The following is a 13,216-nucleotide window of genomic DNA, read 5'->3' on the forward strand; positions in this document are numbered from 1 at the left end:
GTCCGGTCAACAACGTCGCGTCTCTGCGTCGCCGTGAGGGGGGTTCTACGGTTTGATGCGGTGGGCCGCAAGTGCTTTTTTCACAAACGTCATAATTTTTTCATCCAGCCCTTTTTTCAAGGTTTTTGAGGGGGTTAGATTGCAGGAATTGCGCCAGGCGCTCGCTTTGAGAAACAATATTGCCCGCCCTGCGCAGGGTCATCGACTAGATGTTGCGTTATCCACAGGCCTGTCCACAAACGACCTACGATCCGTCGCAGACTCATCCGCCAGTTCACCCCCCAAACCGTGAAGACTCGACGTGGCGGGGTCAGTAGAATGAGTCGTTCCAGCCGCCAAACAGCGCACGGAGCGGCCTAACAGCCGCGAGTCGTTCTTAATCTGCCCGTTTTTAATGCAGAGATTCGCCGCTTTTGTCCGGATTGGCTGCGAATCTTGAACAGCGGAACAGGATCAGGCGCGCGACATGCGGGACGCGATCATCCCGAATGGCAGACGCATTGCGAGCAGCATCACGATGGCCACCAGATAGAGCAGCGGTTCGATCTGGAATCCTTTGCTGAGCATCACGAAATGCACCGCGCCCAGTAGCACCGCTATATAGGTGAGTTTGTGAAGCTGCCGCCATTTCGGCCCCAACCGCCGCACCGACAAGTTGTTCGAGGTCAGCGCCAAAGGCAGCATCAGCAGAAAGCCGATCATCCCGATGGTAATATAGGGCCGCTTCACAATGTCTGCCCAGATGCGAGCAGGGGTCTGAACATCCAATACAAGCCAGACCAGAAGATGCAGGGCCACATAGGTAAAGGCCAGAACGCCGATCGCACGACGAAAGCGGATCAGGTTCACACCCGCGAACCGTCGCAAAGGGGTCACGCAAAGCCCCGCGATCAGCAACTGCAGGGCAAACAACCCCAATTCATGTTCCAGCGCCTTGATCGGCTCGACCCCCAGCCCGCCGGTTAGCCCAAGATACAGGAACCACGGCGCAGGCAAGAGGCCGACCATATAGATCAGCCACACTGGCACGCGTCGGACCGCGCCATTCACACGCTCCGCCAGCATTTCTCAGAAGAACTCCCGCAGGTCCATGCCCGCATAGAGGCTACCCACCTCGTCGGCATATCCGTTCATCATGAGCGTCGGCTCGTTGCGCGCGAACAGACCGCCGCCGACACGCCGCTCGCTCGCCTGCGACCAGCGGGGGTGATCCACTTCGGGATTCACATTACTATAGAAGCCGTATTCCCGCGGCGCGGCCTTATTCCAACTGGTGGGGGGCTCGCTGTCGGTCAGCGTGATCCGCACGACCGACTTGATCGACTTGAAGCCGTATTTCCAAGGCACAACCAGACGCAGGGGCGCGCCATTCTGGTTGGGAATGTCGCGGCCATAGATGCCGGTGGCCATGATCGTCAGGGGATGCATCGCCTCGTCCAGGCGCAAGCCCTCGACATAGGGCCAGTCCAGCACAGGAAATCTGACACCCGGCATTTCTTCGGGGCGAAGCAGGGTTTCAAAGGCCACGTGTGTCGCACCGGACTGGACACCAGCCATTTCCAGCATGTCGGCCAGTTCAAAGCCGTTCCACGGAATCACCATCGACCATGCCTCGACACAACGGAAACGATAGATGCGTTCCTCGACGGTCATGCGCGCCATGATATCCTCGAAGGCATAGTCCCCGGGGCGGTCCACCATGCCGTCGATCTTGACCGTCCAGGGCGCGGTCGTCATCTGGCCTGCATTCTTTGCAGGGTCACCCTTGTCGGTGCCGAACTCGTAGAAATTGTTGTAGGTGGTGATCTCTTCCCAGCTATTGGGGGCAAGCTGGCCGTCTTGTGCACGGCCCTGCCCCGCCAAGCCCGCAAGACCAAGCCCCGCGATCCCTGCCAACAGGTTGCGCCGGTCAAGGTAGAGGCTTTCGGGGGTCACATCCCGTTCTTTCAGGTCTGACTTCCAACGATAGGCCATATACTGCTCCCTCACATTATTTGAGGAGATCTATCCCAAGTTTCGCTTTCGGCAAAACCACGATGCCTCACATTGGCGTGGTTGGGTTGTAACTTGGTCGGATCTTGTTCATCGGGATCGACTCGCCATTCGTCTGAACAAGCCGCACATGCCTGCGCCGCATCAGCCGCGGTTCGGACACGCCAACAGAATGGGCGATGGTCTCGACCTCCTTGATGATGGACTTTGCGTAATTGGCGACTTTCTCGAACTTGTCCTCGACCACCAGTCCTGCCTGTAATTTCGGATCATGCGTCGTTATTCCCGTAGGACAGGTATTGCGATTGCATTTCAGCGCCTGAATGCAACCAAGGCTGAACATGAAGCCGCGCGCCGATGTCACAAAATCGGCCCCCGCGCAAATCGCCCATGCGACATCCGACGGGTTCACCAGCTTTCCACTGGCAATGATGCGGATACGCTCTTTCAGCCCGTGGCGATCCCGCAGGTCGACGATCCGTACCAGCGCCTCGCGCAGGGGCATGCCAACAAGGTCGATCAGGGGCATGGGCGCGGCACCGGTTCCTCCTTCGCCACCATCGACAGCGATGAAATCGGGCGCCGAATCCGGCCCGCGCGCATTGATCAGTGCAAAGAAATCTTCCCATGCCTCGGACGAGCCGATGACGGTTTTGAACCCGACCGGCTTGCCCGTAACCTTGCGGATATGCGCCACCGTATCCAGAAGCGTTTCGAAACTGTCGATTTCGGGGTGGCGGTTCGGAGAGACACTATCGCGCCCCAATGGAATTCCCCTGATCTCGGCGATCTCGGCATTCACCTTCTCACCGGGCAGGATGCCGCCTTTGCCCGGCTTCGCCCCTTGCGCCAGTTTCAGTTCGAACATCCGCACCTGTGGATGCTCGGACACTTCGCGCAGTTTGTCGTCGGACAGATTGCCATGTTCGTCCCGGACGCCGTATTTCGCGGTGCCAATCTGGAAGACAATGTCACAAGCACCTTTCAGATGGAAAGGTGACAGGCCGCCTTCACCTGTGTTGAGCCATATCCCCGCCTTGGCCGCACCACGGCTCAGCGCCTCGACCGCCGGACGCGAGATCGCGCCATAACTCATCCCCGAGATATTGAAGATGGATTTCGCGCGATAGGGAATCGCGGCTGTCGGACCGATTATCATGGGTTGCGTGACCGAAAACTGATCATCCAGCGGCGGAAAGACCGCATTGACGAAAATTGCGGTGCCGGGAATCGACAGATTGCGGGTGGACCCGAAGGCCACCGTGTTCCCCTGCCCTTTGGTCGCATGATAGACCCAGTCACGTTGCGCGCGGTTGAACGGCATTTCTTCGCGGTCCATCGCAAAGAAATACTGGCGAAAGAACTCTCCCAATGCGGTAAACAGATGCCTGAAACGGCCGATTACCGGATAGTTGCGCCGCACCGCATCGCCAGTCTGCACCTTGTCCACGACAAAGAAAATCATCGCCGCCAGAGCCGCAACGCCCAGAACCAGAACGAACAACAAGGCGAGCAGAAGCAGCGCATTCATCGCGAAATCCATATATTTAACCCTTTTGATTTGTATCAAAGCACCTAAAGCCGCAAAGCTTAGACTGGTTATATTGTGAAACAGCGGCAAGACATCTTCTTGCCGAATTCGGCCTTGTCGGGCCTTCAGGGAGGACACCGTGATGAAAAGATTGATGATGAGTCTGTGCATGTCCGCATTTGCTGCAACCACTGCGCTGGCGCAGGACATGGTTACCTATACCACCGATCAATCCTTTGACGACGTCGTCTTCGGACTGGAGAACGCGATCATCGGTGAAGGACTGGTGATTGATGCAACGTCCCATGTCGGCGATATGCTCGAAAGGACAAAGGCGGATGTGGGATCGGATGTCACGATTTTCGTGAAGGCCGATGTCTACAGCTTCTGCTCGGCCCAAGTGTCGCGCAAGGTAATGGAAGCGGACCCTATGAACATCGTCTTCTGCCCCTATGACATTTTCGTCGCCGTCTCGCCTGACAAGCCTGACCAGACCATGATCGGGTATCGCAGCTTTCCCGAAGGCCCAATGAAAGAGGTCGAGGCGCTTCTGGACCAGATCGCACGCACCGCCATCGGGCAGTAGATCAGATCAACCTAAAGCGGATTTGTTCACGGCTCACTCGCGCCTGATCACAAGGATCTTATTGGAAAACACATCGCGGCGCGGCTTAGGGCGGTGCCGTTTACTGTCAAGCAGGATCGGCGGGAATCCCCGCTGAACCAATGTCGCATCTCGGGAGTAGTCCAAGTGTTGCCAATGAAGGCAGCCCTTAACAGACTATGGAGACCAAGATGTTCCGCAGAACCTACCTTGCCCTCACAACAGCCGCTCTGATGGCTGGTCCCGCATTCGCCGATATGCATTCCAAGGATATCGTCGATACAGCCGTGGAAGCAGGCTCTTTCACAACACTGGTCGCAGCCGTCGAAGCCGCAGGTCTGGTCGACACGCTGAAGGGCGGGGGCCCGTTCACCGTTTTCGCGCCGACAGACGAGGCCTTTGCAGCACTGCCGGAAGGCACTGTCGAGGATCTGCTGCTGCCAGAGAATATCGACCAATTGACAGCAATCCTGACCTATCACGTCGTTCCAGGCGCGGTGATGTCGGGTGACCTTTCGGATGGTATGACCGCAACCACTGTTCAGGGTAGTGACATCACCATCATGACCGAAGGTGGCGTGACCATTAACGGTGCAAATGTCGTCACAGCCGATATCAAAGCGTCAAACGGCGTGATCCACGTGATTGATGCAGTGATCCTGCCAGAGTAATTTCGGGTTCACGATACGGAAACAAAATAAATTAAAAGCGGGCCTTTGTTGCCCGCTTTTTCTTTGATTACCACGTTTCTGCCGTTTTTCGTTCTCAATTTCGTCAAGGTTTGCCAAATTGCTTTTGCGTCAACAGGTTGTCGTGGATAGCCTGCCAACAAGAATCTGGCTAGTTCAAGCTTGTCGCGCAGTTGTGAGTTACAAGTTTTTCGGAGTATGCGATGACGACGATTATTGAAACGGCAGATGCTGCACTTGGTGCGACATCAATTTATTCACTTGTTGAAGGCGACGTCCTTGAAGGCTCAATCGACATAGACGATAGCGGCGATACAGTCACCGCATCCCTTGTTGCAGGCGAGACCTATACTTTCTCATTGGTAAGCAGCGGTTTGCCAGACCATATTTCGCTTACCTATGACAACGGGCTGGAATCCGGCAGCGTCACAGGCGGCTCTTTGATCGAGAATGATTCAAGCACCCTGATCCTGACATTTACCGCCACATACACCGGGACCTACAGCATCTCCATGCTCGGCACTGGCGGGATTGACTACAGCCTGTACTTTGGCCCCCTACCTTCTACCCCTTCTTTGGTGCCAACAATTGGCGATGATGTGCTGAGCGGCTCGTCAAGCTCGGATGTGATTGACCTTCTGGATGGCAATGACAGCTATTCGGGCGATGGTGGTTCCGACCGCATCTTTGCCGGTGCGGGCAACGACACGGTGTCCGGCGATACCGGCAACGATCTGCTGGAGGGTGGCGACGGGTTGGACGTTCTCTACGGTGGCACTGGCCGCGACAGGCTGTTCGGTGGCGCCGACGATGATATGCTGGATGCTGGCAACGGTGACGACCTGCTGGAGGGCGGCACAGGCCATGACACATTGCTGGGCGGAGCCGACAATGACAGCCTTTCGGGTGGGGATGGCGACGATGTCCTTAATGGCGGCAAAGGTGACGATCTCCTGACCGGCGGCGCAGGTGCGGATGTTTTCGTGTTCCGCAGCGGTTCCGGTGGCAACACGATCTCTGATTTCCAGGTCGGGCTGGACAGGATCGACCTGTCTGGATCGGGGTTCTGGGACATTTTGCAACTGGCCCTGTCGGACAGTTCAGGCGAGACACACATAGACCTTGGCAGTGGCGCCTCTATCGCGCTTGCGGGCGTCGGCCTAGAGTCGCTGACAGCCGCTGATTTCATTCTGGATGAAGCACCCAAACCTGCCCAACCAACCGAAGGTGGCGACGTCCTGTTCGGCACCGGCAACAATGATGTCATCGACGCCGGCGCAGGCAGCGACAAGGTCTTTGGTGGCAGGGGAAATGACCAGATCATCGGCGGAACCGGTGAAGACCGCCTTTACGGCGAAGAGGGTCGCGATACCATTGAGGGCGGTTCCGGTGCAGACAATATCTACGGTGGCGGCGGGAATGACACGCTGCACGGCGCATCCAGCAACGACCTGATCTATGGTGGAAACGGGGCCGACTCCATTGATGGCGGCGCTGACAATGACCGCCTATATGGCGACGGCGGAAGTGACATGCTGATCGGCGAAAGCGGGAATGACAAGCTTTACGGCGGCGGCGGGACCGACCAGCTTTTTGGCGGTGCAGGTAAAGATACGCTGGAGGGTGGTGTCGACAATGACGTCCTTGATGGCGGGCTTGGCGCGGACATCCTGACCGGTGGTTCGGGTACGGATGTGTTTGTCTTTGCAAACCGTATGAACAAGGACCGGATCACCGATTTCGAAGACGGGCTGGACAGACTAGATTTCTCGGCCTTCGGTTTCTTCAACATCTCCAGCCTGACGGTCACACAGGTCGGATCGGCCACGGAAATACGTGTAAACTCTGGGAACTTGGTTCTTCTAGACAATGTCGATGCAGCGCTTATCGACAACAGCGATTTCTTCTGGGCGTTGGATCCGGGCGATTTCAACGTCGGTTAAATAGACAGGACAAAAGGGAAAGGCCCGCCGATATGGCGGGCCTTTTTTTGGTAGCTTATGACAGCAACTTCGTTCCAAGAAGAGATGGGTTAGTGAATAACCGCATCATCGGGCTTTGTCCGGTTCGACGCGGCAACACGATCCCCGATAATCAGACCTTCAGCGCCTGCTGACACGTTAACAACCGATCCGTCCTTCACATCGCCGGCCAGCAGCATTTCAGCCAGCGGATCCTGCAACGTGCGCTGGATCACCCGCTTGAGGGGGCGCGCGCCGAACACAGGATCATAGCCTTCATCGGCCAGCCATGTCTTGGCACTTGCATCCAGTTCCAGCACGATCTTGCGCCCGACCAACCGCTTGAGCAACCGGCGCAACTGAATCTCGACGATTCCGTCCATATCCTTGCGCGTCAGGCGGTCGAATATGATGGTCTCGTCCAGACGGTTCAGGAACTCGGGACGGAAATGTGCTCGCACCGCATCCATCACGTCACGCTTGGCTGTCGACGCATCCGCACCGTCGGGCAACTGGCTCAACGCTTGCGCGCCGAGGTTCGATGTCAGAACGATCAGCGTTTGCTTGAAGTCGACCGTGCGGCCCTGACCATCGGTCAGAACACCGTCATCCAGCACTTGCAGCAAGACGTTGAACACATCGGGATGGGCCTTTTCCACCTCGTCGAACAGCACAACCTGATAGGGCCTGCGGCGCACAGCTTCGGTCAGCACCCCGCCCTCGTCATAGCCGACATAGCCCGGAGGGGCACCGATCAGACGCGCGACCGAATGCTTTTCCATGAATTCGGACATGTCGATACGGACCATCGCGCTGTCGTCGTCAAACAGATACTCGGCGACTGCCTTGGTCAGTTCTGTCTTGCCGACACCCGTTGGCCCCAGAAACAGGAATGACCCCAGCGGACGGTTCTCATCGTTCAGGCCTGCGCGGGCGCGACGGACGGCATTGGAAATCGCCTTCACCGCTGTGCCCTGCCCGATCACGCGGCGGCCAAGCTCTTCCTCCATCCGCAACAGCTTGTCGCGTTCGCCTTCCAGCATCTTCGATGTCGGAATTCCTGTCCAACGCTCGACCACCTGTGCGATCTGCTCAGGGCGCACGGCCTCTTCGACCATGACGCCATCGGCCCCGACTTCTTCCGCATCTGCAAGCTTTTTCTCTAGCTGGGGGATCACGCCGTAAGACAACTCGCCAGCTTTGGCCAGATTGCCCTCGCGCTTGGCAATCTCCAGATCGGCGCGCGCGCGGTCAAGCTGCTCTTTCAGATCGCGCGCACCCGCCAGCTTGTCGCGTTCCGCCTGCCATTTCGCTGTCATCTCGGACGAGCGTTCAAGCAATTCGGCCAGATCTTTTTCCAGCGTGGTCAGACGATCCTTGGAGGCCGCATCATCCTCAAGACGCAGCGCTTCGGATTCGATCTGCTTTTGTAGGATCTCACGATCCAGTGCATCGAGTTCCTCGGGTTTGCTGTCCACTTCCATTCGCAGCCGACTTGCCGCCTCGTCCATCAGGTCGATGGCCTTGTCGGGCAAGAAACGGTCGGTGATGTAGCGATGGCTGAGCGTTGCCGCAGCCACCAAAGCCGAATCGCTGATCCGCACACCGTGGTGCAGCTCATACTTCTCCTTGATACCCCGCAGGATCGAGATTGTATCCTCGACCGTGGGTTCCGATACCATTACAGGCTGGAAGCGCCGCGCCAAAGCCGCGTCTTTTTCCACGTATTTGCGATATTCATCCAGCGTGGTGGCCCCGACGCAATGCAATTCGCCCCGTGCCAGTGCCGGCTTGATCAGGTTGGCCGCATCCATGGCCCCATCGGATTTACCGGCACCGACCAGCGTGTGCATCTCGTCGATAAACAGGATGATCTCGCCCGCAGCATTCGTCACTTCGTTCAAGACGGCCTTAAGCCGCTCCTCGAACTCGCCGCGATATTTCGCACCGGCGATCAGCGCACCCATGTCCAGCGCCATCAGGCGTTTGTTGCGCAGGGATTCCGGCACATCGCCGTTCACGATCCGCAAAGCAAGCCCTTCGGCAATTGCGGTTTTCCCAACACCAGGTTCGCCGATCAGCACCGGATTGTTCTTGGTGCGGCGGCTGAGAACCTGCATCGCGCGGCGGATTTCCTCGTCTCGGCCAATGATAGGGTCGATCTTGCCGGCCTCGGCGGCTTCTGTCAGATCACGCGCATATTTCTTGAGGGCGTCATATCCTTCTTCAGCACTCGCCGTATCAGCGGTGCGGCCCTTGCGAATGTCATTGACCGCTTCGTTCAACTTCTGTGCGGTCACACCGCCCGTCTCAAGCGCCTCTTTAGCGGTAGATTTTACCATGCAAAGCGCCATCAGGATGCGTTCGACCGGAACAAAACTGTCGCCCGCCTTGGTCGCGATCTTGGATGCCTCATCCAGAACCTTGACGGTCACATTGTCCAGATAGACCTGCCCTGCATCACCCGACACTTTGGGGAATTTAGAAAGGGTCAATGCCAGCGCATCGTTGACGCGTGCGGTATTACCTCCGGCACGTTTGATCAGGTTGCTCGCAAGCCCCTGTTCATCGTCCATCAGCGCTTTCAGAATATGATCCGGTGCCAGTCGCTGGTGTTCCTCGCGCATGGCGATCGTCTGCGCCGCTTGAATGAAGCCGCGCGACCGTTCCGTGAACTTGCTCAAGTCCATGGTCTCTCTCCTTTTTCAAAGCGCCCGTGGTGTATGGTGCCCGCCCTTGCGGCACACCTGTTTACGGGCCTCACAAACAAGATGGTTGCGCGGCGCAACCTGTTCAAGACCTTGCTTGCTGCAAATCAGAGGACAATTTGAAAGACTCGAACTTTTACCAATCATGCCGCAATTCAGCAGCGGTCGATCTCAAAAGATAACTGATCATCTTAACCGAGATCATTGGTGTTCATTTCGCAAATCGACATAGCCGGAATCAAGGTCGAAGCGTTGGACAGCAGTTTGCATGCTCAGGTCGCCATCACAGCCGATAGTGGCCGCGTGCTGGTGGACTGCCAGATTTCCACCGACCCGATAGAGCCTGCCACCCGCCGATCCGCCCTGATGCACGAATACCGCAGCGGCAAACGCCAAATCCACATCGCGGAAGGCCTGCTGGCTTGCCACATGCGTTCAGCGGCCCTTGGGTTTCAACAAACTCGGAGGCCGGATCGCCTCAGCGGCTTGGAACAGGCTGAATGTCTGGTTCACGTAATTAACCACCCCTGACAGCTTTTCCATATAGGCGTCCAGTTCTGGCGTGCGCTCTGCCTCGACCATCTGGATCGGGCGGTCTGGGGTGTTTCCCTCAAACTGGCAATAGAACAACGGCTCGCCCCGCCGCAGCACAAGCGGTTTGTCAGTGTCGTGCCACTCGAAAGCCCACATCAGGGGGCGCGGCCAGATATTGACCGGAAAACGTCCGCCAAAGATAGTGCCGGGCAAGGGATCAGCGCGGTAATGGGCAAAAGTGCCCAGTTGCGTCAGATACAGAACCTCGTCTGCGATAAAGCAATATGGCAGCGCCATCTGAACGGTTGGACGATCCGGATAGCGCCACTCGACCTCGTTCACCAAAGTCAGCAACTGACCCAGTTTGCTACCACGCACGGGCGAGGCGCCGCCCGCAAGATTGACCAGCACAGGCTTGCCCTTGTCATCGCGCTTGAACCCGATGTTCAGATCAAATGGCGATTTGACCACGAAATAGCGGCTTTCCATCTGCACAACCGCCGGACAACGAGATGCAGATTTGGCGTGCCCCTTGTTGGTCTGGCGCGAGGTCAGCCTTTCAGGGGCCTCATAAAGGATGCCGCCTTTATCGCTGGTCAGAAACCAGCCTACGGTGATCGGTCCACTTTTGGGATCTGTCTCGTCCCGGTCATATGTCACTGAAAACTGCATTTTACCTCGCACCGTCTTCAGGGAATGATGCTGTGCGCGGCCGCTGCGGTCAATCTCAAGTCTTGCCCGACCGTGGGGCAACAGCTAACACCGCCCGAAACCGGATGGAAGGAAGCCCGCCATGACCACTGCCGATGACCGCCTGATCGTAGCCTTGGACGTGCCAAACGCGCTTGAGGGGTTGGCCTTGGCCGAAAAACTGGGGGACGCTGTCAGTTTTTACAAGATCGGTTTGGGCATGCTGACAGGCGGCGGCCTGGCTTTGGCGAACGAGTTGAAGCAGGAGCAGGGCAAGCGCATTTTTCTGGATATGAAGCTGTTTGATATCGGGGCGACCGTCGAGGCTGCTGTGCGCGGTTTGGCGCAGTATGATCTGGACTTCCTGACCGTGCATGGTGACCCGCATGTCGTGCGCGCCGCGCGCAACGGGGTGGGCGGCAAGGAAATGAAAATTCTGGCCGTGACCATTCTGACCTCGCTGGATCGCGCCGATCTGGATGCAGGGCTGATCAAGGCAGGCGATGTGACCGATCTGGTGCTAGAGCGCGCAGCGCTGGCGTTCGACGCTGGCGCGGATGGCGTGATCGCCTCACCGCAAGAGGCTGCGTTGATCCGCGCCTTGCCACAGTCCAAAGGTCGGCTGATCGTGACGCCGGGTGTGCGCCCGACAGGGACCGACAAGGGCGACCAGAAGCGGATCACCACTCCGGCGCAGGCGGTGATGAACGGTGCGGATCACATCGTGGTCGGTCGCCCGATTTGGCAAGCCACCGATCCGCGTCAGGCGGCGCTGGATATTCTGGCGGAACTGCGCGGGATCTGACCCGCGCAGGTGTCAGTTGTCATTGATGTCGCGGTCCCAGATTTTGACTTGTCCCTTGCGGATACCGACCAGTCGCCGCAGTACGACCCACGCGGCGAGCGAGGCCACCGCGAAGATCAACAGCAAGACGTAGAAGTTACCGCCCAGCAAACCGATCAGCAGCAATAGTCCGACAAGTGCCGCCCCGATAGCAAAGCCCAACAGGATAAAGCCGGGCAACATCACCTCTGCCACGGCCAATGTTACGCCAATGACGATCCAAACCCACCATTCCTGCCAGAGCGCCATCAGCCGCGTCCTTTCAACAACGAGAATGCGTTGCCAAATGCCTCAAGCGCCGAGGCTGGCAAGAGGATCGTCTGCTTTCCGTCACCCGTCGCCACGGCCTGCAGCGCCTCGACCTGTTTCAGGGCAACTTGATATTGCGCCGCTTCAAGCCCGTTTTCCTTGATCGCAGCAGCGACAACACCTGTGGCATAGGCTTCGGCATCTGCCTCGACGCGGCGCGCTTTGGCCTGCTGTTCAGCGGCGTAAAGATCGGCATCGGCAGCCAGTTCGACGGCGCGCTTGCGGCCCTCGGCTTCGGTCACTTGTGCACGGCGGGCGCGTTCAGCGTTCAACTGTTGTAGCATCGCGGCACGGGTAGCTGCATCAAGGTTCACATCCAGAATTTCGGCCCGCGTCACCTCGATCCCCCAGTCATCGACCATGGCGACCACCTGATCACGAATCTTCTGTATCAGATCAGCGCGGTTGGATTGCACCGCATCCAGTTCGATCTTGCCGATTTCCGACCGCACGATCCCTGCCACGGTCGTCGCAATGGCCCCGTCCACGTCACGGATACGGTAAACGGTCTTTTCCGGCTCTGTGATGCGGTAGAAAACCGAGGTTTCGACCTTCAGCAGCACGTTGTCCATCGTGATGGCGTCCTGCTCGGCATTTGGCAACTGGCGTTCCAGAACGGAAATACGATGCGCAACAACGTCCAGAAACGGAATGATGAAATTGATCCCGGGGCCCAGAACCGTGCGGAGGCGACCGAAGCGTTCGACCACATGCTTTTCCGACTGGGGCACGATCTTGATGCCTTTGTAGAGCGTTACGATTACCAGAACAGCAATCGCCAACCAAACGGCATTGCCACCCAGAAGATCTGTCAAATTCTCGTCCATGAAATCCACTCCTTGAGATGGCCGTGACAATAGCCTGATGTGACGGTCAGGGGAATCGGCGAATTACATGCGGCTGGCCAGATAAAGCCGCAACCTGTCCTGAAAATGCGGAATTGCCAACGGATCTGCCAGATAGGCAGCGGGCGGCATCAACCGCCAGCCCTGCCCCTCATCGCCAAAGACAACCTCATTCACCCGCGCGGCCTCCAGATGGGCTGCAAAGAACCAGACAGGACCAAGTCGTCCGCTGAACCGCTGCCCCCAACGCAACTGGCTGCTGTCAAGCGCCAGACCCAGTTCTTCGCGGGTTTCACGCAATACGCAATCTTGCGGATTTTCATCCCCGTCACGCCCTCCGCCGGGCAGATCCAACCGTCCGGGCCAAGGAATGTCAGGACGGTCATCGCGCAGGATCACCGCCAGATGGTCGCCAAGAAACAGGGCAAGCTTTGCCCCGACAAAAGCCGCGCCCATGATATCGGTTTCCTGCTCCATTTCTGTTCTATATGCTGGAAAGCAGCGTCTAC

13 protein-coding genes are annotated in these 13,216 nt (G+C 57.6%); 4 read left to right on the forward strand and 9 right to left on the reverse strand.

What is annotated here, in order from left to right; all coding sequences use genetic code 11:
* Positions 1-453 precede the first annotated feature (453 nt).
* The 3 genes from msrQ to K7H22_RS01865 form a co-directional block, all read right to left on the reverse strand.
* Positions 454-1,065, reverse strand: coding sequence for a protein-methionine-sulfoxide reductase heme-binding subunit MsrQ (gene msrQ, locus K7H22_RS01855; protein WP_230798980.1), 612 nt, complete (start codon positions 1,063-1,065; stop codon positions 454-456).
* A gap of 3 nt (positions 1,066-1,068) precedes the next feature.
* Entirely contained in the window at positions 1,069-1,974 is a 906-nt protein-coding gene (gene msrP, locus K7H22_RS01860; protein ID WP_230798982.1) for a protein-methionine-sulfoxide reductase catalytic subunit MsrP, read from the reverse strand.
* Positions 1,975-2,041: 67 nt separating this feature from the next.
* Positions 2,042-3,535, reverse strand: a complete 1,494-nt coding sequence (locus K7H22_RS01865; RefSeq protein ID WP_230798985.1) for an FMN-binding glutamate synthase family protein — start codon at positions 3,533-3,535, stop codon at positions 2,042-2,044.
* 130 nt (positions 3,536-3,665) lie between these two features.
* On the opposite strand from K7H22_RS01865, the gene K7H22_RS01870 reads away from it, so the two are divergent.
* The 3 genes from K7H22_RS01870 to K7H22_RS01880 all read left to right on the forward strand — a co-directional run bounded on the left by K7H22_RS01870 (position 3,666) and on the right by K7H22_RS01880 (position 6,759).
* Positions 3,666-4,109, forward strand: coding sequence for a DUF302 domain-containing protein (locus K7H22_RS01870; RefSeq protein ID WP_230798987.1), 444 nt, complete (start codon positions 3,666-3,668; stop codon positions 4,107-4,109).
* Positions 4,110-4,318: 209 nt separating this feature from the next.
* Positions 4,319-4,798, forward strand: a complete 480-nt coding sequence (locus K7H22_RS01875) for a fasciclin domain-containing protein (protein ID WP_230798988.1) — start codon at positions 4,319-4,321, stop codon at positions 4,796-4,798.
* Between the two features lie 221 nt (positions 4,799-5,019).
* Positions 5,020-6,759 (forward strand): calcium-binding protein, encoded by a 1,740-nt coding sequence (locus tag K7H22_RS01880; RefSeq protein WP_230798989.1) that lies wholly within the window; start codon positions 5,020-5,022, stop codon positions 6,757-6,759.
* A gap of 89 nt (positions 6,760-6,848) precedes the next feature.
* Here K7H22_RS01880 and clpB read toward each other — a convergent pair whose 3' ends face one another.
* The 3 genes from clpB to K7H22_RS01895 all read right to left on the reverse strand — a co-directional run bounded on the left by clpB (position 6,849) and on the right by K7H22_RS01895 (position 10,691).
* Positions 6,849-9,467 (reverse strand): ATP-dependent chaperone ClpB, encoded by a 2,619-nt coding sequence (gene clpB / locus K7H22_RS01885; RefSeq protein WP_230798991.1) that lies wholly within the window; start codon positions 9,465-9,467, stop codon positions 6,849-6,851.
* Positions 9,468-9,686: 219 nt separating this feature from the next.
* Positions 9,687-9,914, reverse strand: a complete 228-nt coding sequence (locus K7H22_RS01890) for a hypothetical protein (RefSeq protein ID WP_230798992.1) — start codon at positions 9,912-9,914, stop codon at positions 9,687-9,689.
* A gap of 6 nt (positions 9,915-9,920) precedes the next feature.
* Positions 9,921-10,691: a hypothetical protein gene (locus K7H22_RS01895; protein WP_230798994.1), complete on the reverse strand. Its 771-nt coding sequence runs from the start codon at positions 10,689-10,691 to the stop codon at positions 9,921-9,923.
* Between the two features lie 121 nt (positions 10,692-10,812).
* On the opposite strand from K7H22_RS01895, the gene pyrF reads away from it, so the two are divergent.
* Positions 10,813-11,514, forward strand: a complete 702-nt coding sequence (pyrF, locus tag K7H22_RS01900; RefSeq protein WP_230798996.1) for an orotidine-5'-phosphate decarboxylase — start codon at positions 10,813-10,815, stop codon at positions 11,512-11,514.
* Between the two features lie 12 nt (positions 11,515-11,526).
* Here the strand turns inward: pyrF and K7H22_RS01905 are convergent, their stop codons facing one another.
* The 3 genes from K7H22_RS01905 to K7H22_RS01915 all read right to left on the reverse strand — a co-directional run bounded on the left by K7H22_RS01905 (position 11,527) and on the right by K7H22_RS01915 (position 13,184).
* Positions 11,527-11,802 (reverse strand): NfeD family protein, encoded by a 276-nt coding sequence (locus tag K7H22_RS01905; RefSeq protein ID WP_230798997.1) that lies wholly within the window; start codon positions 11,800-11,802, stop codon positions 11,527-11,529.
* Positions 11,802-12,689, reverse strand: coding sequence for an SPFH domain-containing protein (locus K7H22_RS01910; RefSeq protein ID WP_230798999.1), 888 nt, complete (start codon positions 12,687-12,689; stop codon positions 11,802-11,804). The genes K7H22_RS01905 and K7H22_RS01910 overlap by 1 nt, the downstream gene beginning before the upstream one ends.
* Positions 12,690-12,752: 63 nt before the next feature.
* Positions 12,753-13,184, reverse strand: coding sequence for an NUDIX hydrolase (locus K7H22_RS01915; RefSeq protein ID WP_230799001.1), 432 nt, complete (start codon positions 13,182-13,184; stop codon positions 12,753-12,755).
* Positions 13,185-13,216 lie beyond the last annotated feature (32 nt).

The sequence above is a fragment of the Seohaeicola saemankumensis genome (assembly GCF_021021435.1).
In the GTDB taxonomy this organism is placed as follows: domain Bacteria; phylum Pseudomonadota; class Alphaproteobacteria; order Rhodobacterales; family Rhodobacteraceae; genus Seohaeicola.

Coding starts and splice junctions, on each gene's coding strand:
- msrQ (WP_230798980.1), bottom strand. CDS start 1,065: ATGCTGGCGGAGCGTGTGAATGGCGCGGTCCGACGCGTGCCAGTGTGG.
- msrP (WP_230798982.1), bottom strand. CDS start 1,974: ATGGCCTATCGTTGGAAGTCAGACCTGAAAGAACGGGATGTGACCCCC.
- K7H22_RS01865 (WP_230798985.1), bottom strand. CDS start 3,535: ATGGATTTCGCGATGAATGCGCTGCTTCTGCTCGCCTTGTTGTTCGTT.
- K7H22_RS01870 (WP_230798987.1), top strand. CDS start 3,666: ATGAAAAGATTGATGATGAGTCTGTGCATGTCCGCATTTGCTGCAACC.
- K7H22_RS01875 (WP_230798988.1), top strand. CDS start 4,319: ATGTTCCGCAGAACCTACCTTGCCCTCACAACAGCCGCTCTGATGGCT.
- K7H22_RS01880 (WP_230798989.1), top strand. CDS start 5,020: ATGACGACGATTATTGAAACGGCAGATGCTGCACTTGGTGCGACATCA.
- clpB (WP_230798991.1), bottom strand. CDS start 9,467: ATGGACTTGAGCAAGTTCACGGAACGGTCGCGCGGCTTCATTCAAGCG.
- K7H22_RS01895 (WP_230798994.1), bottom strand. CDS start 10,691: ATGCAGTTTTCAGTGACATATGACCGGGACGAGACAGATCCCAAAAGT.
- pyrF (WP_230798996.1), top strand. CDS start 10,813: ATGACCACTGCCGATGACCGCCTGATCGTAGCCTTGGACGTGCCAAAC.
- K7H22_RS01905 (WP_230798997.1), bottom strand. CDS start 11,802: ATGGCGCTCTGGCAGGAATGGTGGGTTTGGATCGTCATTGGCGTAACA.
- K7H22_RS01910 (WP_230798999.1), bottom strand. CDS start 12,689: ATGGACGAGAATTTGACAGATCTTCTGGGTGGCAATGCCGTTTGGTTG.
- K7H22_RS01915 (WP_230799001.1), bottom strand. CDS start 13,184: ATGGAGCAGGAAACCGATATCATGGGCGCGGCTTTTGTCGGGGCAAAG.